A 23,155-nucleotide genomic window follows, 5' to 3' on the forward strand; every position below is an offset into this window, starting at 1 on the left:
GCCGCGTACGATCCATACGCAACAGCGGCAGCTGGGTAGTGGTGCCCGGATCGGCTAATCGTTGTTGCCGGTGGCGCCTTCGTCGGTGAAGTTTTTCTCGCTTTTGGGGGTGGACTGGGTGCTTTCGGCTACCTCGTTGGTGAGGGCTACGTCTACCTTCGGCCCGCCTTTCGTCCCCGGACGGCCCTTGTCGGCCGATGCCGGGCTCTTGGCCGGCGTAGTGGTCCGGCCGTTGCCGCCCTCATTGCCGCCTTGGAACGGCCAGCTTTTCTTGCGGTAGCTGAGCACGGCCGCTCCGCCGAGCACGGCCAGGGAGGCTCCGACCAGAATCTTGGTCGTGTTGCCGGATTTCGACTTGCGGGCCTTCGTATCGATGTTTCCGGCCGTCGGCGTGGCCGGGCTGCCGGTTTCGTAATTGTCGGCGTTGGCGTGGCTGCCGTAGCTGGCCCCGCTGGCGTAGGGGTTTCCTTTCTTGTTTTTCATGAGGTTGTGCATTAGTAGAAAAGCGTTCCGGTCTGCAAGGAATACCACAAGGCTGAGGTCGGAATCAGGCAGCTTGCCCGGGCATCAGACGCTGCAGCCGGCTTTTTTCTAAACGGTCATTGCCCGGGCTGGTTACAGAAAATGAGGGCGCCGCTAAGCCACCCCCGGGGCTCGGGTCAACTTCCCGTCCCACAGGTTCGCCATCGGTTCCAGCAACTGCGCGGACTTACTGCACCGGCCGGCTGGCCAGCACTTCCTGCACCAGCGTCCAGCGGATGGCGGGGTAGCGGGCGTTGTCGAGGGGCGCCAGCTTGGGCAGGCCGGTAAACATGTTGTGCAGGTACTGCATGCCCTGCCAGGGCGGAAACACGTCGTCGCTCTTGGGCATCACGGCCCGGGTAAACCGGATCATCGCGGCCAGAAACCCCAGCCCGCCGGCCCGCAGCAGCTTGAACTGTTCGCCGGTGGCGGCGGAAGCCGCGGCCTGCATGTCCCGGATGGTCGCCACTTCGCCGGCCACGCGCAGGTAGCGGGGCGTGGTAGCGTCCAGGGCCGCGGCTGCGGTAAAGGCAGCCGTATCGGCCGTCGTGGTGAAGTCCAGGGGCTGGTCGGCGCTGCCCCAGTACACGACGCGCTTCAGGTTAAACAAAACCACCGGCGCCTGTCCCGTCAGCAGATCCGTGAACATGCCGTTCAGCACCGAGGTAGCCCGGATGGGCGCCTGGTCGAGACGCTGGCTGAATTCCCGGCGCAGGTCGAGGTTGCGGTTCGAGCCCGGGGCCAGCTTGGTGTAGTCGATGGAGTAGTCGGACGGAATAAAGCGGGGCACCCCGGCGGCCACGGCCGCGTGGAGCAGCCGGCCCTGGGCTTCCACAATCACGTCGCGCAGGCCCGACAGCGCCGACACCACGCAGGTACCGCCGGCGCAGGCCTTTGTCAGGTCCTCGACGCTGCCAAAATCCACTTCCACCACCTCAGCCCCGCGCCGGCGCAACCCGTCCGGCTTTGCGCCGGCGCTGCCTTTGCGCACCAGGGCCCGCACCCGGGCACCGTGGCCAAGCAGCCGCTCGGCAATCTGCCCTCCCAAATCCCCGGTGGCGCCGGCCAGAATGATGAGGGCAGACGCGGCGTCGGGCTGCTGCGGGTTGGTAGTGGTCTGATCGGCCAAAGTCGGGGCGTTAGGTTTCCGGAAAAATCCGGTGACCTGTTAAACTCAACCGGAACGTAAAAGTTGGGCCGCCGGCTGCCGGTGCTCCCGCCCGCCGATGAAAGCGCAGCGCCGGTCGAGACTTTGCCGGCCGCAGTCGGTTAGCGGCGGCCGGGGGCGCGGGAGCTGGTATGTTTGTACTTCGCTTTCCCTTGCTGATGGCAACCTTCAACCTGCGGCGCCATATCACACCGCTGATTCATGTGCTGGTCTGGGGCCTGTTCGGACTCACCCTGATTTTGCTTAACCCCCTGCTGGGCCGCATCACCGTGCCGCCCCAGTTCTGGGTTAAGCAGGCCGTGGTGTTTGGGCTCTGGGTGGCGGCTTTCTACTTCACGGCCCGGGTCAGCGTACCGAATCTGCTGTTTCGGGGCCACAGCGGACGGTTTGTGGTGGTCTTGCTGATTACGGCCGCGGTGGTGGTGATTTTGTCGCAGCTGCTGGAGGCGGCCCTGAACCTGCGGGCCCTGCTTGACCAGGCCTTTGCGGCGAAAAAGGCGGCCGAGGGCTGGCGCCCGTCCTACCGCGCCGGCGGGGAAAGTTTGTTCCGGGTTGATATGAAGGGGATGCTGACCATCCTGCTCGTGCTGGGCATCAGCACGGCGGTGTCGGTGGTGCGGAAGTGGCAGCACGACGACCAGCGCCGCCAGGAGCTGGAGCAGCAGAAGGTTACCTCCGAGCTGTCGTACCTGAAGGCCCAGATCAACCCGCACTTTTTCTTTAACACGCTCAACAACATCTACGCCCTGACGGTCATCGACGGGGAAAAAGCCGGGCAGGCGCTGCACACGCTTTCGCGGATGATGCGCTACGTGCTCTACGAAACCCCGGCCGGCACCACGCCCCTGCGCAAGGAGCTGGACTTCGTGCAGGATTACGTAACGCTGATGCAGCTTCGCCTGAGCGATAAAGTCGCCGTCACGTTTGAGCGGCCCGCTTCCGGCCAGGAAGAGCTGGCGGTGGCGCCCATGCTGCTGCTGCCGTTCGTGGAAAATGCCTTCAAGCACGGCGTCGACGCGGGGCAGCCCAGCTTCGTGTACATTGCCGTGCGCCAGCCCGGCCCCCACACCGTAGAGCTGGACGTGCGCAACTCCTTTTTTGGCCCCGAACTGGGCGGCGGGGCCGAAGGGCCGGGCATCGGACTGGCCAACACCCGCCGCCGCCTCGAGCTGCTTTACCCGGGCAGCTACCGCCTGCAGGTGGGCGAGCAGCCTGGCACCGGCACCTTCCGGGTTCACTTACTGCTGCACGTATGACCACACTGAAGTGCATTGCCGTGGACGACGAGCCCCTGGCTCTGGGGCTGGTCTGCCAGTTTATCGAGCAGACGCCCTTTCTGCAGCTGATCGGGCGCTACGCCAGCGCCGTGGAAGCCCTGCAGGGTTTGCACGAGCACCCCGACGTGGACCTGCTGTTCCTGGATATCCAGATGCCCCGGCTGAGCGGCATGGAACTGGCCCGGCTGCTCGAAAATGGTCAGCCCGGCACCGGCCCCCGGGTAATCTTTACCACTGCCTACCACCAATACGCCCTCGACGGCTACCGCGTCGATGCGCTGGACTACCTGGTGAAGCCCTTCAACTACCAGGAGTTTCTGCGGGCCGCCACCAAGGCCCGGGCCTACGCCGAACGCACCCTCCCGCCCGCGGAGCCGGCCCCGGCGGAAGACGACTTTATCTTTCTGAAAGTCGAGTACCAGCTGGTGCGGGTCGAGCTGAGCGACATTCTCTACGTGGAGGGGCTCAAGGATTACGTGAAGGTGCACCTGCACAGCACCTCCCGCGCCCTGCTCTCGCTCATGAGCCTGAAGGCCATGGAGGAAAAGCTGCCGGCCCGGCGCTTTCTGCGCGTCCACCGCTCCTTTATCGTAGCCCTCGACAAGATCGAGGCGGTGCGCCGCAACACCGTGCACATCGGCCCGGCGGCCATTACTGTGAGTGAGCAGTACAAGGAAGCGTTTATGCAGTTCCTGAGCCGCTGGTCCTGACCCGCCCAGGAGCCGGCCGCCTTGCGGAACGCGTTGGGGTTGGCCCGGGTGCGTTCCGCAACGACCTTGCAGCGGCCCGTCAGTCCCCTCCCGTACCAGCGCCGGGGCCGACGCAGTTTCTTTTAGCCGACCGGCTGCGTAGATATACGGAAAATGCGGATCCGGCTGCCCGTTTTTGTCGTGCGCGGGGCCTGTCTGGCCGTTTTAGCCCCGCATCCGACAATTAATTTTAAAAAAGATACGTATTGCCCTCCACCCGTCGGGTACCGATGGGCCCGCCTCGAGTGCGGGGTATTCTAGCTTTTGTGCCTATGCGGTTCCGCTACGTTTGTGCTCTGCTTCTGGGGTGGCTGCTGGTGCATTCCGCCGCCGCGCAGGATCCCGACCCACCCCACGTCGTGCGGGACACGCTGCTGCTGAAAGACCCCAAAGGCCCGCACATCTCGGAAGCCTACCGCTACTACACCGAGCCGTTCGAAGTAGCTCCCAACCCTGAGCAGGCAGAAGCCCGGTGGCGGGACGGAAAGTTTAAAACCGGGCCCTGGCACAAAACCCTGAACCTGGGCACCGTGCACGAGCGGGTGTGGATGCGGCTGGCCGTGCGCAACACCGAAGCCCAGCGCCTGCGCTTCGTGTGGAGCATCTTCAACTTTACCGATAGCGCGGCGCTGTACTGCCGCCGGCAGGGCGAAACCCGCTTTACCCGCCTGGCCGCGGGCAGCTCCTGGGTGCCGGCCGCCGACCGGCAGTTCCCGGCCCGTTCAGTCAGCCTGCCCTTCACGCTGGAACCGGGGGAGTCGGCCGTGCTTTTGCTGCGCGCCGACGTGCACACCGGGGGCGTGTACCTGCCCACCTACATCGAAACGGTGGAGCACTTCCTGGCCTGGGAAATGGGGTTTCCGTTTGAACGGCACTGGGTGTGGCTGCTGGGCTTCTACCTGAGCAGCGCCCTGTTCAACCTGGTGCTGTTTGCCTTTTTGCGGGACCGGATTCACCTCTGGTACGTGGGCTACGTGGTGGGCGTAAGCCTGTTTCTGATGATGGAGGACGGCCTCGATGCGCTGATGATGCCGGCCGGGCTTTACCGCCTGGTATGGTCGGTGGGGCAGTACAACCTGATGATTCTGGCCGCGGCGGCCGGCATCCGGATCATGCAGCTGTTTCTGCGCCTGCGCAGCGGCTGGCCCCGCCTGCACCGGGCCGGCAACTGGCTGGCGGGCCTGGCGGTGGTATTCGTGGTCTTTTACGCGGCGCTGTTTCCCTGGGCTGTGGCCCACAGCCTGACGCTGGTGCGGGTGCTCAACTGGGTGCGGGAGGCCCTGCTGGTGGTCGTGTTCGGCTACGGCTGGGCAACGCTGCTGGCCGTGCTGCTCACCCGCCGGCGCCGGCAGCTGGCGGCCTTTTACGCGCTGACCTACTTCTTCTTTTTCACGGGCTTCGCGGTGTTCTGGCTCAACCACTTCGGCATCACCAGCTTCAACCCCGTGTACCCGAATACGCTGGCCTGGGGGCTGTTTCTGGAGCTGCTGGTGCTGAGTGCCCTGCTCACCGGCCGGTTCCACTACACGTTGCGCCAGATTGCCCGCCTGCGCATCCGGCAGCTGCATCTGCGCAACACCCAGAGCGCCCGCCTGATTGCAGCCCAGGAAGACGAGCGGGAGCAGCTCGCCCGGGAGCTGCACGACGCGCTGGGCCCTAATTTGATGGCCCTGCACCTGGCCTGGCAGGGACCGGCCGTGCGCGAGGCCCTGGCTTCCTCGCCCGCGGCGGCCGGGGCCGGGCAGCAGGCCGAGCAGCTTTTGCGCCGTCTGCGGGATGACGTGCGCACGTTCAGCCACACCCTGCTCCCCGCCCGGCTCGGCCAGGGCAGCCTGACGGAGTCGGTTCAGCAGCTGGGCAGCCTCATCAACCTGCACGGCGGGCCCGAGGTGCGCACCTACTGCGACCAGACCGTGGACCAGCTGCCCATCCCGCTGCAGCAGGCCACCTATCGGATTGCCGCCGAGCTGCTCAACAACGCCGTGCGCCACTCCGGGGCTACCAAAGTGCTGGTGCAGGTGCTGCGCCACCCCAGCACCCTGGAAGTGCTGGTGGAAGACAACGGGCGGGGTATGGAGCCCCGGGCACCCGGCGGGGGCATCGGCCTGCGTGGGGTGCAGGCCCGCGTTGAATACCTGCGGGGCCACGTACACATCGACAGCTCCACCCAGGGCACCAGCATCGTCGTTCAGATTCCCTGTTAGCCTTGTTAAATGTTGATTGTTGAAAGGCCCGCCTTCACCAACAATCAACATTTAACAAGGCTAACAATCAGCCAACACCCCGCTCCTCCCACCGTAACCACCTGCCGTATGATCTCACCCTGCCGCCTGCTGATTGTAGACGACCACCAGATGCTGACGCAAAGCCTGGCCGCCTTGCTCGACGGGCAGCCGGACCTGCACGTAGTCGGGCAGCTGGCATCGGGGTCGGAGCTGCTGGCCTGGCTGCCGAAACCCGGTACCCCTGCTACCGCCGACGTGCTGCTGCTGGACCTGCACCTGCCCCCGCCCGACGGCCTCACCCTATTGCCCCAGCTGCGGCAGCAGTGGCCGGAGCTGCGCGTGCTGGTGTTCAGCACCCTGGCCACGCCGGAAATCATGAATATCGTGGAAGCCGGTGGGGCCCGGGGGTTCGTGCCCAAGTCAGCCGACGCGGGGCAGCTGCTGGAGGCTATCCGGGCGGTGGCAGCCGGTGGCCGGTCGTTCCCGACGCTGTTGCGGCCCGCTCCCACCACGCCCAGCTCCGACCCCACGGCCTTGCTTAAGCTGCACCGCCTGAGCGCCCGGGAGCGGGAAGTGGTCAGCCTGGTCTGCGAGGGGCTGACCACCCGCGACATTGCCGACAAGCTGTCCTTGTCGGAGTTTACTGTCACAACTCACCGGCGCAACATTCTGCACAAGCTGGAGCTGCACAACGTGGCCGCCCTCACGCAGTTTGCCCGGGACCACGGGTTGTAGCCTGCTACCACTTCTTTCCTTCCCACACCGCCAGGGCCGCCTGATGCTCCCGCCGGATCCGGGGCAGCACGGCCGGCCCCGGCCCGGTGCCCACCCCGATAGCCGTTCCTTTTTCGCGGGCATATGGGTTGCCGATGGTACCGGCCCGGCTGTAGCGGGCAAACAGAGCAGGCACATCGTCATCGGGCTCGTCGTCCACCAGGATAACGTGCTCGAAGCTGGCGAGGGCGGTCAGGTCGGGCCACCAGTACAGGTAGCTGCCGTTCCGGCTGTGGGCTTCCGGCATAAGCCGGTTGCGGTTAAAGTAGTTGATGGCCCCGGCCTGCCCGTAGTTGGCACATACAATCAGGGTACGGGGCCGGGTGGCGGCAGGCAGGGCCTGCCAGGCCGCGTAGGTTTTGTCGGCCAGCTCCTGCCAGCCCAGCATGTCGGCGTAGTCCTGGGGCAGGGCGTGGTCTTCTCCGTCTTCCCAGCGCAGCATACCCAGGTCGCGGTACCGGGCCCCGAACTCCTGCATCGGTGCCGGCGACAGCACCGGGTAGACAAACGGCAGCAGGGGCAGCATGATCAGGACGGGCAGGGCGGCCACCACCGGCTGCACGTAGCGCGCGCCCCGCAGCCGGCTTAGCTGCCGCTCCAGCCATAGCGCCCCGAACGCGAAGAGCAGCGGGTAATAGCCCAGGGCATAGTAGCTTTTGCCGTGCAGCACCGTCAGGATGCCCAGGCCCAGCAGGTAAAGCCAGCCTACCGCGCGAAACGGCCGGAACTTGCGGTAGAGCAGCAGCGCCAGCAGCCCTGGCACCCACACCCACACCGCCGGGAAGCACATCAGCAGCTGGTCTTTCCAGAAGTCGGCCACCGACACGTGCACCAGCTGGGTGCCGTGCAGCTCGCTCATGTGGTTGAGAAACGGGATGCCGTGGCGCAGCTGCCAGATCAGGTTGGGCAGGAACAGGAGCAGCACGAGGGCTGCGGCGCTCCAGAAGGGGCGGGTGGTAAGCAGGCGGCGGTGGGGCGTGAGCAGCACCGCGCCCAGCACGGCGGCCAGGAAAAAGAAGGTGGTGTACTTGTTCAGCAAGCTTAGTCCCAGCACCACGCCCGCCGCATACAGGTAGCCGGGCCGGGGCCGCTGCCAGTACCGCACCAGCGCGTAGCTCACGGCCGTGAAGGCCAGCACCTCGAAGGAGTTGGGCTGAAACAAAAAGTTGAGCCGGGCAAAGCCGGACGCCAGGTAGCAGGTGCCGGCCAGCACCACCGCAAACCAGCCGCCCCCGAGCTTCTGGGTTAGCCGGGCTACCAGGTAGATGGTGAGGGCACCCCACAGAAACGGCCAGAACTTCACCCATACGTAGCCCCCGCCCAGCGCCTGGGTTAGCCAGGCCTGCGCCGCCAGCAAAGGCGGCACCTCAATAAAGCCCCAGGCCAGGTGGTGGCCCATGTTGAGGTAGAGGTATTCGTCGCGCTGCAGCTCGTAGGCGCCGCTGCCGAGCAGGTAGCCGATGAAAAACTTAAGCAAGGCCAGCAGCAGCGGGATCAGACGCTTCATTGGTAAGTGGGAAAGAGCAGGTTGACAAACATAGGGGAAAGCCAATAACCGAAAAAACACGGATTCCGCAGGTTTCTGCAAACTGCACCCTGCCTAGCCCGACAGGGTTGCGGGCCAGGCTCATTTAGGGGCGAATGAGCCGGCAACGGTTGAAAAAAGCATTACCAGGTACGCTATATAAAAATTATAAAATATTGTATTCAAGGCAGTTAAGCTCGTCCGTACAGTGCCCCTACCCCATGGTCCGGACGTAACTAACTGCGGTGATTTTACCGTAGGCTTACCCCACCCCGACCGCCCGGGGCCGTGGAAATTGCCCGTGCCGGCACCCCGCCGCTGCGTTAACCGATTCTGCCATGCCGACCCCCGAAGAATCAATCCCCGATCAGCCCAAGCACCAGTACGGCACGATCCCCCTCATTGAGGAGCAGGCGCTGCTCAGCAAGGAAGTGGTGGAGTCGGGCCGGGTGCGCATCGCCAAAGTGGTGCGCGAAGAGCCCCAGAGCCTGCAGGTGCCCCTCACCCACGAAGAAGTAAACGTGGAGCGCGTACCCGTCAACCAGTTCGTGGACGTGGCCCCACCGGCCGTGCGCTACGAAGGCGAGACGATGATTATGCCCGTTGTGCAGGAAGTGGTTGTCAAGCGCCTGCTGGTCGTCGAGGAAATCCGGGTCACCAAGCGCCAGGTGCAGACCACTGAGGCGGTGCAGGTGACCCTGCTTAAAGAAGACATTGTGGTGGAGCGAACCGACCTGCGGGCCGGCGCTGCACCCACGGCACCGGATAACCCGGCCCCTCAGCCCACCCGCTGATTTTTAGAGTACCCTTTTTATTTCCAATCCATCCCAACAACCAAAACCCCAACAACCATGTCACAGACCGTAATTGGAGTATTCGAAAGCGGCAGCACCGCCCAGCAAGCCATTGACCAGCTGACCGCTAAAGGCATCACGCGCGACAACATTGACGTGTCGAGCCAGAGCAGCACGGGCGATGCCACCAGCCATAGCTCCGACGACAGCATCGGCGGCTTCTTCCGTAACCTGTTCGATTCCGACGACGAAGCCAACACTTATTCCCAGGTGGCCCGCCGCGGCACGGTAATCACAGTACACGCCCAAAGCCCCCAGCTGGCGGAAAATGCCCGCGACATCCTCGACCAGTGCGGAGCCGTGGACGTGAACGAGCGGGCTCAGTACTACCAGCAGAACAGTGGTCAGCAAAACAACCTGGCCGCCGGCACGCAGACCGGTCAGACCAGCGGCGCTATTCCCATCATTGAGGAAAACCTGCAGGTGGGCAAGCGCGTGGTGGAAACCGGCGGGGCCCGCCTGCGCAGCCGCATCATTGAGCGCCCCGTAGAGGAGCACCTCCGTCTGCGCGAAGAGCACGTGCACGTGGAGCGCACTGCCGTAAACCGCCCCGCTACCGAGGCCGACCTGCGCAACTTCCAGGAAGGTGAAATCGAAATCACCGAGCACGCCGAAGTACCCGTGGTTTCCAAGGAAGCCCGCGTAGTAGGCGAAGTAACCCTGGGCAAGGAAGTGCAGGAGCGCGACGAAACCGTCCGCGACACCGTGCGCCGCACCGACGTGGAAGTCGAGCAGCTGCGCGGCGACGACGTGAACCGCCGCACTTCCACCGACAATGACACCAACCGGCAGTCGTAGCCGACTCCGCCAGCCACATGAAAAGGGCCGCTGAAAATTCAGCGGCCTTTTTTTATGCGCGCCGGGACGGCCCCTCGGCTCCACTTAGCGGCTTACCCGTTGCTGCCTGCCCTGCAATGCGCCTTTATTTCTTGGCGCGCACCGGGCTAGAATTCCGGCAGCCGGATCCGGTCCAGGTAGCCGGCCAGCCCTGCCGGGTGCTGAAACAGGTGAATAAACAGAATGTGCTCTTCGTCCCGCACGCGCCAGACCTCCGCGTAGAAGTCGCTCAGGGCGTAGAGAGTCAGCCGGAAGGAGTCCTGGCCGCGCTCGGCGAGCAGGTGCCCTGTCTGGTGCAGGCAGCGGGCCTGCTGGCCCATCGGAAGCTGTTTGAAGGCAAGAAGGTTCATAGAATGTGAGGAGGTAAACCCCACGAAGCCGGGCTCGGGTTCCGGCGCGGCCCGTCAAAAGTACGCCGTCAGTGGCAAGCCCTACCAGGGCCAAGTAGCCGGTTACCAAAGGGCTGCGCCGGCCCGGAAACGCCCCCGGAACGTGCAACGCGGGTTTCGCCGGCATCTGTGTGCATATTGCCGCCATGAAGACGATTCGCTTTCCGCACCCGCTGGTGCTGCTCGTGGGCTTTATCCTGCTGGCTATGCTGCTGAGCTACGTGCTGCCCGCCGGGGAGTTCACCCGGGTAAACGACGCTGCCACCGGCCGCGACGTGGTCGTACCCGGCTCTTACCACCGCGTGGCAGCGTCGCCGGTCAGCCTGGCCCAGGCGCTGGTCGGCATTCCGAAAGGCATGGCCGAGGCGGCCGGCGTTATCTTCTTCGTGTTCCTGACCGGGGGTGCCTTTACCGTCATCGACCAGACCGGGGCGCTGCGCCGGGGCGTCGACTGGCTGCTGACCAAGCTGCGGGGGCGGGAGGTGTTCGTGATTCCCATCATCTCCCTGCTGTTTGCCACCATGGGGGCCCTGGAAAATATGCAGGAGGAAATCATTCCGCTGATACCGGTGCTGCTGGTGGTGATGCGCCGCCTGGGCTACCCGGTCATCACGGCGGCGGCCGTCAGTATCGGAGCCGCCGCCGTGGGCGCATCGTTTAGTCCGCTGAACCCCTTCCAGGTGCAGATTGCCCAGAAGCTGGCCCAGCTGCCGCTGTTGTCGGGCAGCGGGTTCCGGCTAATCTTTCTGGCGTTGGCCCTGGTTATCTGGATTGGGGGCACAATGCGCTACGCGGCCCGGCATCGGGTGGCCCCGGAGCTGCTGGCCGCCGATGAGGAAGCGGCCCCGGGCAGCGCCGCCCGGCAGGGCATCGTCCTGCTGCTGTTGCTGCTCACCTTTGCCGCTTTCACCTACGGCGTACTTAACCTGGGCTGGGAGTTCGAGCAGATGGGGGCCTTGTTCTTCGTACTGGGCGTGCTGGCCGGCCTCCTCGGCGGGCTGGGCTTGAACGGCACCGCCGAAGGCTTTATCACCGGCTTCCGCGACCTGGCGTTTTCCGCCCTGCTGATCGGCTTTGCCCGGGCCATCTTCGTGGTGCTGGAGCAGGGCCACATCGTCGATACACTCGTGAACGGCCTTTCTGCCCCCCTGGCCCATCTGCCGGTGGCATTGTCGGCGCTGGGCATGATGGGTGTGCACACCGCCCTGCACCTGCCCGTGCCCAGCGTCAGCGGCCACGCGGTGCTGACCATGCCCATCCTCACGCCATTGTCGGACCTGCTGGGGCTGCCCCGGCAGGTGACGGTGCTGGCCTACCAGTACGGAGCCGGGCTGTGCGAGCTTATCACGCCCACCAACGGGGCCCTGGTCGCCATCGTGGCCGCCTGCGGGGTGCGCTTCGACCAGTGGTGGAAGTTTGTGCTGCCGCTGTACCTGCTGCTTTTTGCCCTGGGCGCCACGGCCGTCGTCATTGGCATTGCCATCGGCCTGCAGTAAGTTTGTCAGCTCTTAGCTGATAGCTGCTAGCCGTTAGCTTTTGTCCTAACATCAGGCTGCCGGCACAAAAAAGCGAATGGCTGACCGCTAAACAAGGCGCAGCTCGTCCGGCTCGAAGACCCGCTTGATCTTGCGCTTCTTTTCCACGATCTGAAAGCGGGCCGTATGGGTCCGCTCGTTCCAGAACACGTCGGAAATCAGGCCACGGTGGGGCGGGCGGCCCGGCTCGGCCCCCACTTCCTCCACCAGGTCGCCGAAGCTGTAGGGCGGCTTGTCGGGCAGCTCGCTGAACAGTTCCCCGCTCACCTTGAACTGCTGCTCGTCGTAGCGCAGCAGGATCCAGTCCTCGGCTTCGTCAATTTTCTCGAACACCTTGCCCAGGGGCTCGAGCCACTCGAAGGTTCGGCGGTTAGCCGGGTGAATATAGCGCAGGCCGTAGTCGGGAGTCCAGGAGTACAGGCCGTAGCGGACGGGTTGGGGGCGGGGTCGGGACACGAAAAAGCAGATAAATACGCCACCCAACACCGGGCGGCGGGTTTTGGTTTGCGCCGGACCCGATCAGGACGGGCGGGCAGCCCCCGGCTGGCAGCGTGGGCCAGCACACGTAGGGCAGCGCCGTCGTGAACGATGCGGAAGCTGATGCGCTTCTTCCGCCCGGCACGACGTCGTGGAGGCCGGTGATTCGCTGCCAGGCGTGATTTCGGTGGAACAGGGTAGTGCGGGAATCCGAAGCAGGGTCAGGCGCGGTATTCCTGCCGGCGAAGCACGGAAAATTTCCCCGCTTCCCCAGTGCGGTTGGTTCCCGCCCCATGCCGCCACTTCCGGCGACTTATCTATCTTTCGCCCCACACCTAACTTTTCCAGCCGTGGAACGCCCCGCCCCTACCCCCGAACAAGTTTCCCCCGACGCGCTGCTGGTGGAAGTCGCCTGGGAAGTCTGCAACCAGGTGGGCGGCATCTACACCGTCATTCGCTCCAAGGTGCCGGCCACGGTGCAGGGCTGGGACGACCGGTACTGCCTGCTGGGCCCCTACTTTGCCCACCAGGCCCAGAGCGAGTTTGAGGGCCTCTCCGACGCCGAGCTGGACCGGGCCACCGACCCGTTTGCCGCCGCCGTGCGCCGGATGCGCGCCCAGGGCTACGACGTGTGCCTCGGCCACTGGATTGTAACCGGCAACCCCCGGGTTGTGCTCATCAATCCTTTCCAGGCATACGACCGGCTGCCTCAGATAAAAGCCGACCTCTGGCAGCACCACGGCATTCCCACCCCCGACCACGACGACCTGCTGCATCAGGTGGAAGCCTTCGGGCTGCTGGCCAAGCTGTTTATTCAGACTCTCGCAGCCGAAAAAGCGGCGGGGCAGGCCGTAGTGGCCCACTTTCACGAGTGGATGACCGGCGTAGCCATTCCGGACCTGCGTCGGGAGCAGGTGCCGGTCCACATCGTCTTTACCACCCACGCCACCCTGCTGGGCCGCTACCTGGCCATGAACGACGCGGCCTTCTACGAGCACCTGATGCTGGTGGACTGGATGGCCGAGGCCCGGCACTTCAACATTGAAACGGCCGTGCGGGTAGAGCGGGCCGCCGCTCACGGCGCCCACGTGTTTACCACCGTGAGCGAGCTGACGGTGCGGGAGTGCATCTACCTGCTCGACCGGATTCCGGACGCGGTGCTGCCCAACGGCCTCAACATCGAGCGGTTCGTGGCCCTGCATGAGTTTCAGAACCTGCACAAGCTGTACAAGGACAAGATCAACGAGTTCGTGATGGCGCACTTCTTCCAGAGCTACGCCTTCGACCTCGACAAAACGCTGTACCTGTTTACCTCCGGCCGCTACGAGTACCACAACAAGGGCTTCGACCTGACGCTGGAGGCCCTGGCCCGCCTTAACTACCGCATCCAGCAGGCCGGGCTCGACGGTAACGTAGTGATGTTCTTTATCACCAAGCGGCCCTTTCACAGCATCAACCCCGAGGTGTTGCAAAGCCGGGCCGTGCTCGACGAGGTGCAGGACACCTGCCGGGCCATCGAGCGGCAGGTGGGCGAAAGGCTGTTCTACGCCGCCGCCGCTTCCACCGACCACCGCCTGCCCAACCTGGCCGACATGGTGGACGACTACTGGAAGCTGCGCTACCGCCGCACCCTGCAAAGCTGGAAAACCACCCGCCTGCCCCCGGTCATCACCCACAACCTGGTCGACGACCAAAACGACGACATCCTCAACTTCCTGCGCCGGGCCAACCTGGTAAATAACCAGCACGACCGGGTGAAAATCGTCTACCACCCCGACTTCGTGTCGCCCACCTCGCCCCTGTTCGGCATGGAGTACGGGCAGTTTGTACGGGGCTGCCACCTGGGCATTTTCCCGAGCTACTACGAGCCCTGGGGCTACACCCCGCTTGAGTGCGTGGCCCGGGGCGTGCCGGCCATCACCTCCGACCTGTCGGGCTTCGGCGACTACGTCCTCCAGACCATGCCCGACCACGAGGACAAGGGCATCTTCGTGGTAAACCGCCTGGAGAAAAGCTTCGACGAAGCGGCCGAGGAGCTGACGGATATGCTCTGGAAATTTGTACAGCTCAACCGTAGGGAGCGAATCACGCAGCGCAACCAGGTGGAAAGCTCCGCCGAGCTGTTCGACTGGAAAAACCTGCGGCAACACTACGACCGGGCCTACGAGCTGGCCCTGGAGCGGGGCGGAAGCACAACGGCAAATACCTACGTACTTACCTCTGAAATTTAGGATATTTCATGGGATAGGGACTGCTTCACGGTTTCTTACTTTTACCCCCTGATCTTTTTCCCGTGCGGCGTCTTCCACTTTTGCTTTTCCTGCTTCCCCTGCTGGGCTTTCCGGCCGGGGCGCACGAGTTCTGGCTGCTGCCGACCCGGTTCTACCTCACGCCCGGCGACAAAATCAACCTGCGCGTTTTCGTGGGCGAAAATTTCATGGGTGAGCGGTGGACCGGCAAAAGCAGCCGCCTGACCCGGTTTGTGCACTATGCTGCCACCGACACCGTCGATATGACCACCGCTGCCACCCGCGACGACACCCTGCGCACCGACGTGGAGTTCCGGGAGGCGGGCACCCACCTCGTTTCGTTTGCCACCAACAACAGCTTTATTGAGCTCGACGGCGCCAAGTTCACGGCTTACCTGCGCGAAGAAGGCCTCGACCAGGTCCTGGCTCAGCGGCAGCAGCGGGGTGAGGCCGATAAGCCCGCGCGGGAGCTGTACCGCCGCTGCGCCAAAACGCTGGTGCAGGTCGGCCGCAGCCAGCCCTCTGACCAGGTCTTTGCCTGCGTGGCGGGGCTGCCCCTGGAGCTGGTCCCCGAGCAAAATCCCTACGCCCTAAAGCCGGGCAGCGCGCTTACCGTGCGCCTGCTCACCGACGGGCAGCCGCTGGCCGGGGCGCTGGTGCAGGTGTGGCAGCGCAGCCCGGGAAAGAAAACAAAAATATTCAAGCTCCACACTAACCAAAACGGCCGAGTGTTGTTTCGTCTTTCCCAGCCTGGCACCTACATGGTCAGCAGCGTGCGTATGAGCCCCGCCTCTGACCGCCAACAGGCTGACTGGCAAAGCACTTGGAGTACGTTTACTTTCGCGTTCGCGGGAACTGCCGGTCATTGAGCAGCCGGAGCATTCACCAAAAAGCCTGGGCTTGCCGGTGTCTTACAACTCAATATTTTTTTTCACTACCTTCGCAACTCTCTTAAAACCCGAACCCTCGCCGGTATGAAGTACTCGATTGATAAAAAGGAAACGTACACGATAATCACGATTGACGAAAAGAAGCTGGACACTACGGTTGCGCCTGATCTGAAATCGGAATTCGTGAAGCTGAATGCCGAAGGCATCAACAACCTGATCCTGGATTTGACCAACGTTAAATACACGGATTCCTCCGGCCTCAGTTCGATCCTGATTGCCAACCGCCTGTGCAATTCCACCGGTGGATTGCTCGTGCTGACCGGCCTGCAGGACCACGTACTCAAGCTCATCACCATCAGCAAGCTCGAGTCGGTGCTGCACATTCTGCCCACCGTGGAAGAAGGCATCGACCGGATTTTTCTGCACGCCATCGAGCGTGATCTGACCAATAAGGCTTAGCTTTTCGTAAGCCGTTAGCTGTTGGCTGTTAGCTGTTGGTTTTGATGCTGACGGCCGACAGCCAACAGCTTTTTCGTTTCCGGTACTTCCATTTTTTAACGGGCTGACTACGGGCGGCCCGAAGCATTTGCTTGGAATTTGAGCTGAAAATCCTGGGTAGCGCGTCGGCCACGCCCTTCATGAACCGGCACCACACGGCGCAGGTACTGACCGTGGGCAACATGCAGTACCTCATCGACTGTGGCGAAGACACGCAGAGCCGCCTGATCGAGCACAAGGTGCGCCACCAGCGAATCGGCACTATCTTTATTTCCCACCTGCACGGGGACCATTTCTTCGGGCTGTTCGGGCTGCTTTCCTCCATGCACCTGCAGGGCCGCACCGAGCCGGTGCGCCTTTACGGCCCCGCCGGCCTCGACGAGGTGCTCACCACCCAGTTCCGGCACTCCTACACCCAGCTGTCCTTCGATCTGGAGTTTATCCTGGTTGATACCAGCCGGCACCAGCAGGTGTATGAGGACCGCCACATCACGGTGCACAGCTTGCCCATGCGGCACCGGATTCCGTGCTGCGGCTACCTGTTCCGCGAAAAGCCCAAGCGCCGCCACCTCATCAAGGACCGCCTGCCCGCCGGCCTGTCCCCGGCCCAGCTCAGCCTGCTTTCCCAGGGCGAAGACGTGCCCGCCACCGCCGAACGGCCCCGGCTGCTGAACGCCGACGTGACGGCCGAGCCCAGCCGCTCGCGCAGCTACGCTTACTGCTCCGACACGCTTTTCACGCCCGAAAATGCCGACCTGGTGCGGGGCGTGGATTTGCTTTACCACGAAAGCACCTTCCTGCACGAGATGCTGGAGCGGGCCACCATCACCCACCACTCCACCGCCCGGCAGGCCGGGGAGTTTGCCCGCCTGGCCGGCGCAAGCCGCCTGCTCATCGGCCACTTCTCGTCCCGCTACCGCGACCTGACGCCCCTGCTGCGCGAGGCTCAGCAGGAATTTGAGGCCACCGAGCTGGGCGTGGAAGGCAAGACGGTGCGCGTACCCGAGGTGCGGGACTAGGCGCAGCAGGTACTGTACTACCGGCGACGTAGCGCGAAACCCGGCGCCACTGCGTAGGTTTGTACTGCCGGACCCGGCCTAATTCTGCGTTGCCCGTGAAAACCTTTGCTCAGAAGAAGACCCAGCTCTATCTGGTGCTCAGCGGCATCTTCCTTGTAAATGCCCTGCTGGCGGAAATCATCGGCGTGAAGATCTTCTCCGTCGAGAAAAGCTTTGGCCTGACCGGCGACCTGACCGCGGGCGTGCTCATCTGGCCCGTCGTGTTTATCACCACCGACGTCATCAACGAGTATTTCGGCCGGGCCGGGGTGCTGCGCATCAGCTTTCTGACCGTGGCGCTGATTGCCTACGCCTTCCTGGTGATTTACGGCACCACCAAGCTGGTGCCGGCCGACTTCTGGCTCGACATCAACAAGACTGATGCCCAGGGCCGCCCGTTCGACATTGAGTTTGCCTACCAGAGCATCTTCCGTCAGGGCCTGGGCATCATCCTGGGCTCCATCAGCGCCTTTCTGATCGGGCAGGTGCTCGACGCCACCGTGTTTCAGCTCTTGCGCCGCCTTACCAACAGCCGCATGATCTGGCTGCGGGCCACCGGTTCCACCCTGGTCTCCCAGCTGGTCGATTCGTTCGTAGTGCTGTTCGTGGCCTTTTATGTATTCGGCAACTGGTCGTTTGAGCAGGTGCTGCGGGTAGCCAACTTCAACTACTGGTACAAGTTCGCCGCCGCCATTCTGCTGACGCCCGTCCTCTACCTCGCCCACTACCTCATCGACCGATACCTGGGCCGGGACGAGTCGGTGGAGCTGCAGCAGGAAGCCGTAGCCGACGTGAGCGTTTGAAAAAGCTGCAAGCTTTTTTCGTGTTTAATTGATCTTTTCATTAGGTCTGAGCTGCTTGCAGCTTGAGGCTCGTAGCTTGAAGCTAACTTCCCATGTCCCGTATCCTCACTGGTATCCAGAGCACCGGCCGGCCCCACCTGGGCAACCTGCTCGGCGCCATCCTGCCCGCCATCGAGTTGTCGAAAAGCGCCCAGAACGACTCGCTTTACTTTATTGCCGACCTGCACTCCCTGACTACGGTGCGCGACGCGGAACTGCTGCGGGCCAATACCTACGCCGTGGCCGCCGCGTGGCTGGCCTGCGGGTTCGACACCGAGAAGAACCTGTTCTACCGCCAGTCCGACGTGCCCCAGGTCACCGAGCTGACGTGGTACCTGAGCTGCTTTACGCCCTATCCGATGCTGGCCAACGCCCACTCGTTCAAGGACAAGAGCGACCGGCTTTCCGACGTCAACGCGGGCCTGTTCACCTACCCCGTCCTGATGGCGGCCGACATCCTGCTCTACGACGCGGAGATTGTGCCCGTGGGCAAAGACCAGATCCAGCACCTCGAAATTGCCCGCGATATTGCCTCAGCCTTCAACAGCCGCTACGGCGATACGCTGGTGCTGCCCCAGGCCCGCGTCGACGAGCAGCTGATGACTATTCCCGGCCTCGACGGGCAGAAGATGAGCAAGAGCTACGGCAATATCATCGACATCTTCGCCCCGGAGAAGGACCTGCTCAAGGCCGTAAAAAGCATCATCTCCGACAGCACCCCGCTGGAAATACCCAAGAACCCCGACGCGGACGTCACCTTCAAGCTCTACTCCCTGCTGGCTTCCCCGGCCGAAACCGGGCAGATGCGCCAGAACTACCTGGCCGGGGGCTACGGCTATGGCCACGCTAAAAAGGAGCTGTACGAGCTGATTCTGCGCCGCTTCGCCACTGAGCGGGAGCAGTTCAGTTTCTACATGAACAACCTGCCCGAGCTGGACGCCCGCCTCGCCGAAGGCGCCCGCCGCGCCCAGGCCTACGGCGCTGACGTGCTGGCCCGCGTCCGGGAGAAGGTTGGGTACGGCCGACGATAAGGAAATAGGCTGATGGGCTAACAGTCAGGGCCAGCCGGTCAGGCCACCCGTCCTGAACGGTAAGCAAAGCAGTTGGCTATAAAAAAAGCCCCGGCGTAGGCTATGCCGGGGCTTTTTCTTTTTCTAACGGCCAGCGTGATTCGCAGGCAGATGCTTTCACCAGGACCCTATCATGAGCCCATCAGGCCACCAGATTACTCCACCTGGTTTTGCTGGCTGTAGAAGCTGAAGCCCACTTTGCTGGCCCGGCTGACCTGCTGATTCTCGATTTTCTGCTTGACGCTGATTTTCTGGATTTCCTTGAGTGGGGGCGCAATCAGGTCATTGTTGACGGCGGCAATCATGGCACTTTCCACGAACAGCTTCAGCGCGTCGGGCGTCACGTAGTTGTCGGCCATGTCGTGGTCGGGCAGTTCGAGCTGCTGCACGCCTTCGATGTAGAAGTGGTTGTCGATGTTGATCAGCAGGCGGCCCACCAGGTAGCCCGGGTCGTTGAGGCGCTGGTACTTGATGGAGTCGGCCATGAAGTTGTAGGCCATGATGTGGCCGAAGAACCGGCGCCGGAAGTCGGCTTCCACGTAGGGCGTGGACATGGGCCCGTAGTCGTCGGGGAAGGTGACGATGTTGGAGTGCATCACGAATACGAGCAGGTCGCCGCTGAAGCGGATGTGAAACTCCATCTCGTTTACGGAGCGGTACTCCACCACCACGTTGGCATCCTGGGGCGTGATGCGGCGGCTGAGCTCCAGGGACAGGTCCATTGACACCTGCTTGAGCAGCTCAAAGGCCGCGCTGGTATTGCGGAAGATAGCCTGCTTGGCCGTCGACTTCTGCATCAGCCCCTCGTAGATCATGGTCAGCCGCTCCACCACCGCTACGGCATCATCGTTGGCAGCGGCGGCGGTCTGCGGGCCGGGAGCCGGGGCAGGCTCGCCCGTCGTATCTACTGGCGGGCGGGGAGCGGCTACTGGTTCCGGGGTGGGCGTGGGAGCCGTTTCGGGAGTTTTTTGGGGAGCAGGTGGGGCCGTTTTCTTCTTAGCCATCAGATCGGAATGCAGGTAATAGTAGGTCAGGCAAAGGTGCGCGACAGGTGCGCTGCCTGACAAGCTACGGCGATGCAGACGGTAAGTTAGCCTTAGGCCTCGTTGGCCTCGTTGGAAGAGGCGGATGGGACCGGCGCTTCCGTGGTGTGCTGCCCGAGCCGCGGCGGCCCCGCCAGGGCGGGCACCACCGGCCAGTCCGAGCTGTGAAATGCCACCGTCCGCAGGCCCGGGTAAGGAAAATCCGGCGTGGCGGGCAGCAGCATCGCCTCGGCCCCCGGCTGGCCTAAGGCCCCGGCAACGCTGCGCACAGCCCCGGCTGGCACGGCCTTTCGCTCCAGCTCCGCCAGCAGCTCCACCCCGCTTACTTCCCCGATGCGGGCCTGCAGCAGGGCCTCCAGGTCGTTGCGGTGCTGCACCCGCGCGGCATTGGTTTTAAACCGCACTTCCCCAGCCCACTCTGCCCGATCCAATGCCGTGCAGAGCTGGGCAAACTGCCGATCGGAGCCGACAGCCAGCACCAGCGCCTGCCCGTCGGCGGCGGTGTACACGGTGCCGTAGGGAACGATGCTCGGGTGAGCCGACCCGAGCGGCTGGGGGTCCCGGCCCGTCACCAGCCAGCTGGCCGCCTGATTGGCCAGCGACGCCAGGGCGCTGCCCAGCAGCGACACCTGCACGTAGGCACCCCGCCCGGTACGCTCCCGGCGGTACAGCGCGGTCAGCAGTGCTTCCTTGAGCTGATGAGCCGCCAGCAGGTCAACCAAGGCAACAGGCATCTTGAGCGGGGGCGTGCCGGGCGAACCATTCAGAAACATAAACCCGGCCTCGGCCTGTAGCACAGCATCGTAGCCCGCCCGGGGACTATCGGCGCCGTAGCCGGTGAGGTGGCCGTAGATCAGACGAGCGTTCAGGGCCGACAGCGCAGCGTAGTCGACACCCAGCTTCTCGGCGTCGCCGGGCTTGTAGCTGGCAACTACTACGTCGGCCCGGGCCGCCAGCTCGTGGACGGCAGCCAGCCCCGCGGGTGTGGTCAGGTCCAGCACCAGGGACTTCTTGCCCCAGTTGGCCGATGAGAAGTAAGCCGACTGGTCGGTATCGGCGGGCTCGGCGGCGGTTTTCCAGGTTCGGGTCACGTCGCCGGCCGGGGGCTCCACCTTCAGCACGGTGGCGCCCAGCTCGGCAAAAAACTGCCCTACCTGAGGGCCGGCCAGCACGCTGGCCAGCTCCAGCACCAGGAGCCCGGCCATGGGCAACCCGGCGGAGCTTTCCTGATCCGGCGTTGAAGTCATAGGAAAAGGGGATAGATAGGGCTACTTGGCCGCGGGCTTTTCTTTCTTGGGCAGCAGCAGCGACACCACCACCGAAGTAAGCAGAATCAGCCCGACCACCGCTAGGGAAAGCAGCATCGGAATGTGATAGAACTCGGCAATGAGCAACTTGGCGCCAATGAAAATCAGGATCAGCGACAAACCGTAGTGCAGGTAGTGGAAGAGGCGCATCAGGCCTTCCAGCGCAAAATACAGGGCCCTCAAACCCAGCAAAGCGAATACGTTGGACGTGTACACGATAAACGTGTCGCGCGAGACGGCCAGGATGGCGGGAATGGAATCCACGGCAAACATGACGTCGGTGGTTTCCACCATCACCAGCACCACGAAGAGCGGGGTGGCAAACAGCAGCTTTTCCTTGCGCACAAAGAATTTGCCGCCTTCCATCTGCCGGGTGATGGGCATGTAGCGGCTCAGAAACTTAACGACGGGGTTGCCATCCGGGTCTATTTCGGGCTCCCCGCCACCCGAGGCCATCTTGATGCCCGTGTACACCAGAAACGCGCCGAGCACATACAGCAGGAAGTGAAACTTGGCCAGCAGGGCCGCCCCGACCAGGATAAACGCCGCCCGCAGCACCAGGGCCCCGATAATGCCCCAGAACAGGATTTTGTGCTGGTACTGCTGGGGCACCTTGAAGTAGGTGAAGATCAGCAGAAACACGAACAGGTTGTCGACGCTCAGGGACTTCTCGATCAGGTAGCCGGTCAGAAATTCCAGCCCCGCCTGCCGGCCCATCGTGCGGTACACTAGGTAGTTGAAGGCCAGGGAAAGCGTGATCCAGAAGGCGCTCCAGCCCAGGGCCTCCCGCATGCGCACCACATGCTCCTTGCGGTTGAATACCAGCAGGTCGAGCAGCAGCATGGCCAGCACGAACACGTTGAAGCCAATCCAGAAGAGGGGGGTATTTTCCATTCGCAGGGCCAAGATACAATGCCCGGGCTATTTGCCGGACCCCTGCCGGCCCGTTTGCCCGCGGCTAGCGGAGCTCCGAAGCCGGTACCGGCCCCTCGGGTGCGTCGATACCGCGCGATGCCAGGGCCGGGGCCTGCTCGAACCGGTGAAACAGACTGGCCACCTTCATTTGCACTACCCCCAGCAGGGCTTCCTTGAAGATACCCTTCGACATCTTGGAAGCGCCCCGGGTGCGGTCGGTGAAGATGATGGGCACTTCCTTGATGCGGAATCCGTGCTTGAAGGCCAGCCACTTCATCTCGATCTGGAAGGCGTAGCCCACGAAGCGGATTCGCGCCAGCGGAATTGTGCGCAGGACCCGGTCGGTATAGCACTTGAAGCCGGCGGTGGCGTCCATGATCGGCATGCCGGTGATAAAGCGCACGTAGGCCGAGGCAAACCACGACATCAGCACCCGGTCCATGGGCCAGTTCACCACGTTTACGCCCTGGATGTAGCGGGAGCCGATAGCCAGGTCGTAGCCGTCCACGGCGCAGGCGTCGTAGAGCCGCAGCAGGTCGTCGGGGTTGTGGGAGAAGTCGGCATCCATCTCGAAGATGTAGCGGTAGCCCCGCGCCAGCGCCCACCGGAACCCGTGGATGTAGGCCGTACCCAGGCCCAGCTTGCCCTTACGCTCCTCCAGGAACAGCCGGCCGGCAAACTCGGCCTGCAGGCCCCGCACAATCTGGGCGGTACCATCGGGAGAGCCGTCGTCGATGATGAGCACGTCGAAAGCCCGGGGCAACGAGAATACCTTGCGGATAATCAGCTCCGCATTCTCACGCTCGTTGTAGGTCGGTATCAGTACAAGCCCATCATTCATTACCTCAAAGGTAGCCGTTAGAAATGAGAGGTGAGACGGCCTGAACCAGAATTTCCCCGGCCCGGCGGCACCCTTCTCTACCCCGGTAAGAAACCGGTCCGGCGGCATTA

The 23,155-nt window shown here is 63.4% G+C and carries 22 protein-coding genes; 13 read left to right on the forward strand and 9 right to left on the reverse strand.

Annotated features, from left to right (window positions below):
* Window positions 1-54: 54 nt before the first annotated feature.
* Entirely contained in the window at window positions 55-495 is a 441-nt protein-coding gene (locus LJY25_RS09955) for a hypothetical protein (RefSeq protein ID WP_227608176.1), read from the reverse strand.
* A 214-nt stretch (window positions 496-709) separates the two neighbouring features.
* Window positions 710-1,651, reverse strand: coding sequence for an NmrA family NAD(P)-binding protein (locus tag LJY25_RS09960; protein ID WP_227608177.1), 942 nt, complete (start codon window positions 1,649-1,651; stop codon window positions 710-712).
* Window positions 1,652-1,848: 197 nt separating this feature from the next.
* Between LJY25_RS09960 and LJY25_RS09965 the strand changes: the two genes are divergently transcribed.
* The 4 genes from LJY25_RS09965 (at window position 1,849) to LJY25_RS09980 (ending at window position 6,676) form a co-directional block, all read left to right on the forward strand.
* A complete protein-coding gene (locus LJY25_RS09965; RefSeq protein WP_227608178.1) occupies window positions 1,849-2,946 on the forward strand; it encodes a sensor histidine kinase in 1,098 nt (365 codons plus the stop codon).
* The gene (locus LJY25_RS09970) at window positions 2,943-3,677 is read left to right on the forward strand and encodes a LytR/AlgR family response regulator transcription factor (RefSeq protein ID WP_227608179.1); all 735 of its coding nucleotides are present in this window, start codon (window positions 2,943-2,945) and stop codon (window positions 3,675-3,677) included. The genes LJY25_RS09965 and LJY25_RS09970 overlap by 4 nt, the downstream gene beginning before the upstream one ends.
* A gap of 311 nt (window positions 3,678-3,988) precedes the next feature.
* Window positions 3,989-5,920 (forward strand): sensor histidine kinase, encoded by a 1,932-nt coding sequence (locus tag LJY25_RS09975; protein WP_227608180.1) that lies wholly within the window; start codon window positions 3,989-3,991, stop codon window positions 5,918-5,920.
* A gap of 108 nt (window positions 5,921-6,028) precedes the next feature.
* Window positions 6,029-6,676, forward strand: coding sequence for a response regulator (locus LJY25_RS09980; protein ID WP_227608181.1), 648 nt, complete (start codon window positions 6,029-6,031; stop codon window positions 6,674-6,676).
* 4 nt (window positions 6,677-6,680) lie between these two features.
* Here the strand turns inward: LJY25_RS09980 and LJY25_RS09985 are convergent, their stop codons facing one another.
* Window positions 6,681-8,222 (reverse strand): glycosyltransferase family 39 protein, encoded by a 1,542-nt coding sequence (locus LJY25_RS09985; protein WP_227608182.1) that lies wholly within the window; start codon window positions 8,220-8,222, stop codon window positions 6,681-6,683.
* 356 nt (window positions 8,223-8,578) lie between these two features.
* Here LJY25_RS09985 and LJY25_RS09990 point away from each other — a divergent pair, with 356 nt between their 5' ends.
* Together LJY25_RS09990 and LJY25_RS09995 are read left to right on the forward strand one after the other, a co-directional pair.
* Window positions 8,579-9,034, forward strand: coding sequence for a YsnF/AvaK domain-containing protein (locus tag LJY25_RS09990; protein WP_227608183.1), 456 nt, complete (start codon window positions 8,579-8,581; stop codon window positions 9,032-9,034).
* A gap of 57 nt (window positions 9,035-9,091) precedes the next feature.
* Window positions 9,092-9,892 (forward strand): YsnF/AvaK domain-containing protein, encoded by an 801-nt coding sequence (locus LJY25_RS09995; protein WP_227608184.1) that lies wholly within the window; start codon window positions 9,092-9,094, stop codon window positions 9,890-9,892.
* A gap of 146 nt (window positions 9,893-10,038) precedes the next feature.
* Here the strand turns inward: LJY25_RS09995 and LJY25_RS10000 are convergent, their stop codons facing one another.
* Complete coding sequence (locus LJY25_RS10000; RefSeq protein WP_227608185.1) at window positions 10,039-10,281, reverse strand: hypothetical protein; 243 nt, start codon at window positions 10,279-10,281, stop codon at window positions 10,039-10,041.
* A 185-nt stretch (window positions 10,282-10,466) separates the two neighbouring features.
* Here LJY25_RS10000 and LJY25_RS10005 point away from each other — a divergent pair, with 185 nt between their 5' ends.
* Window positions 10,467-11,816, forward strand: coding sequence for a YfcC family protein (locus LJY25_RS10005; RefSeq protein ID WP_227608186.1), 1,350 nt, complete (start codon window positions 10,467-10,469; stop codon window positions 11,814-11,816).
* Between the two features lie 87 nt (window positions 11,817-11,903).
* Here the strand turns inward: LJY25_RS10005 and LJY25_RS10010 are convergent, their stop codons facing one another.
* Window positions 11,904-12,311: a DUF6960 family protein gene (locus LJY25_RS10010; RefSeq protein ID WP_227608187.1), complete on the reverse strand. Its 408-nt coding sequence runs from the start codon at window positions 12,309-12,311 to the stop codon at window positions 11,904-11,906.
* A 371-nt stretch (window positions 12,312-12,682) separates the two neighbouring features.
* Here LJY25_RS10010 and LJY25_RS10015 point away from each other — a divergent pair, with 371 nt between their 5' ends.
* The 6 genes from LJY25_RS10015 to trpS all read left to right on the forward strand — a co-directional run bounded on the left by LJY25_RS10015 (window position 12,683) and on the right by trpS (window position 18,900).
* Window positions 12,683-14,563 (forward strand): glycosyltransferase, encoded by a 1,881-nt coding sequence (locus tag LJY25_RS10015; RefSeq protein ID WP_227608188.1) that lies wholly within the window; start codon window positions 12,683-12,685, stop codon window positions 14,561-14,563.
* A gap of 80 nt (window positions 14,564-14,643) precedes the next feature.
* Window positions 14,644-15,450, forward strand: a complete 807-nt coding sequence (locus LJY25_RS10020; RefSeq protein ID WP_227608189.1) for a DUF4198 domain-containing protein — start codon at window positions 14,644-14,646, stop codon at window positions 15,448-15,450.
* Window positions 15,451-15,555: 105 nt separating this feature from the next.
* Window positions 15,556-15,930, forward strand: coding sequence for an STAS domain-containing protein (locus LJY25_RS10025; protein WP_227608190.1), 375 nt, complete (start codon window positions 15,556-15,558; stop codon window positions 15,928-15,930).
* A gap of 131 nt (window positions 15,931-16,061) precedes the next feature.
* A complete protein-coding gene (locus tag LJY25_RS10030) occupies window positions 16,062-16,988 on the forward strand; it encodes a ribonuclease Z (RefSeq protein ID WP_227608191.1) in 927 nt (308 codons plus the stop codon).
* Window positions 16,989-17,077: 89 nt separating this feature from the next.
* Window positions 17,078-17,830 carry a queuosine precursor transporter gene (locus tag LJY25_RS10035; protein ID WP_227608192.1) on the forward strand — a complete coding sequence of 251 codons (753 nt, stop codon included), beginning with the start codon at window positions 17,078-17,080 and terminating at the stop codon, window positions 17,828-17,830.
* 92 nt (window positions 17,831-17,922) lie between these two features.
* On the forward strand, window positions 17,923-18,900 hold the full coding sequence (gene trpS / locus LJY25_RS10040; protein ID WP_227608193.1) for a tryptophan--tRNA ligase: 978 nt from the start codon (window positions 17,923-17,925) through the stop codon (window positions 18,898-18,900).
* 194 nt (window positions 18,901-19,094) lie between these two features.
* Here trpS and LJY25_RS10045 read toward each other — a convergent pair whose 3' ends face one another.
* The 4 genes from LJY25_RS10045 to LJY25_RS10060 form a co-directional block, all read right to left on the reverse strand.
* Window positions 19,095-19,943, reverse strand: coding sequence for a hypothetical protein (locus tag LJY25_RS10045; protein ID WP_227608194.1), 849 nt, complete (start codon window positions 19,941-19,943; stop codon window positions 19,095-19,097).
* A gap of 92 nt (window positions 19,944-20,035) precedes the next feature.
* A complete protein-coding gene (locus LJY25_RS10050; RefSeq protein ID WP_227608195.1) occupies window positions 20,036-21,229 on the reverse strand; it encodes a CaiB/BaiF CoA transferase family protein in 1,194 nt (397 codons plus the stop codon).
* A 21-nt stretch (window positions 21,230-21,250) separates the two neighbouring features.
* Complete coding sequence (locus LJY25_RS10055) at window positions 21,251-22,183, reverse strand: TerC family protein (protein WP_227608196.1); 933 nt, start codon at window positions 22,181-22,183, stop codon at window positions 21,251-21,253.
* A gap of 64 nt (window positions 22,184-22,247) precedes the next feature.
* Window positions 22,248-23,045, reverse strand: coding sequence for a polyprenol monophosphomannose synthase (locus tag LJY25_RS10060; RefSeq protein WP_227608197.1), 798 nt, complete (start codon window positions 23,043-23,045; stop codon window positions 22,248-22,250).
* Window positions 23,046-23,155: the final 110 nt, after the last annotated feature.

The sequence above is a fragment of the Hymenobacter translucens genome (assembly GCF_020685205.1).
Taxonomy (GTDB): Bacteria; Bacteroidota; Bacteroidia; order Cytophagales; family Hymenobacteraceae; genus Hymenobacter; species Hymenobacter translucens.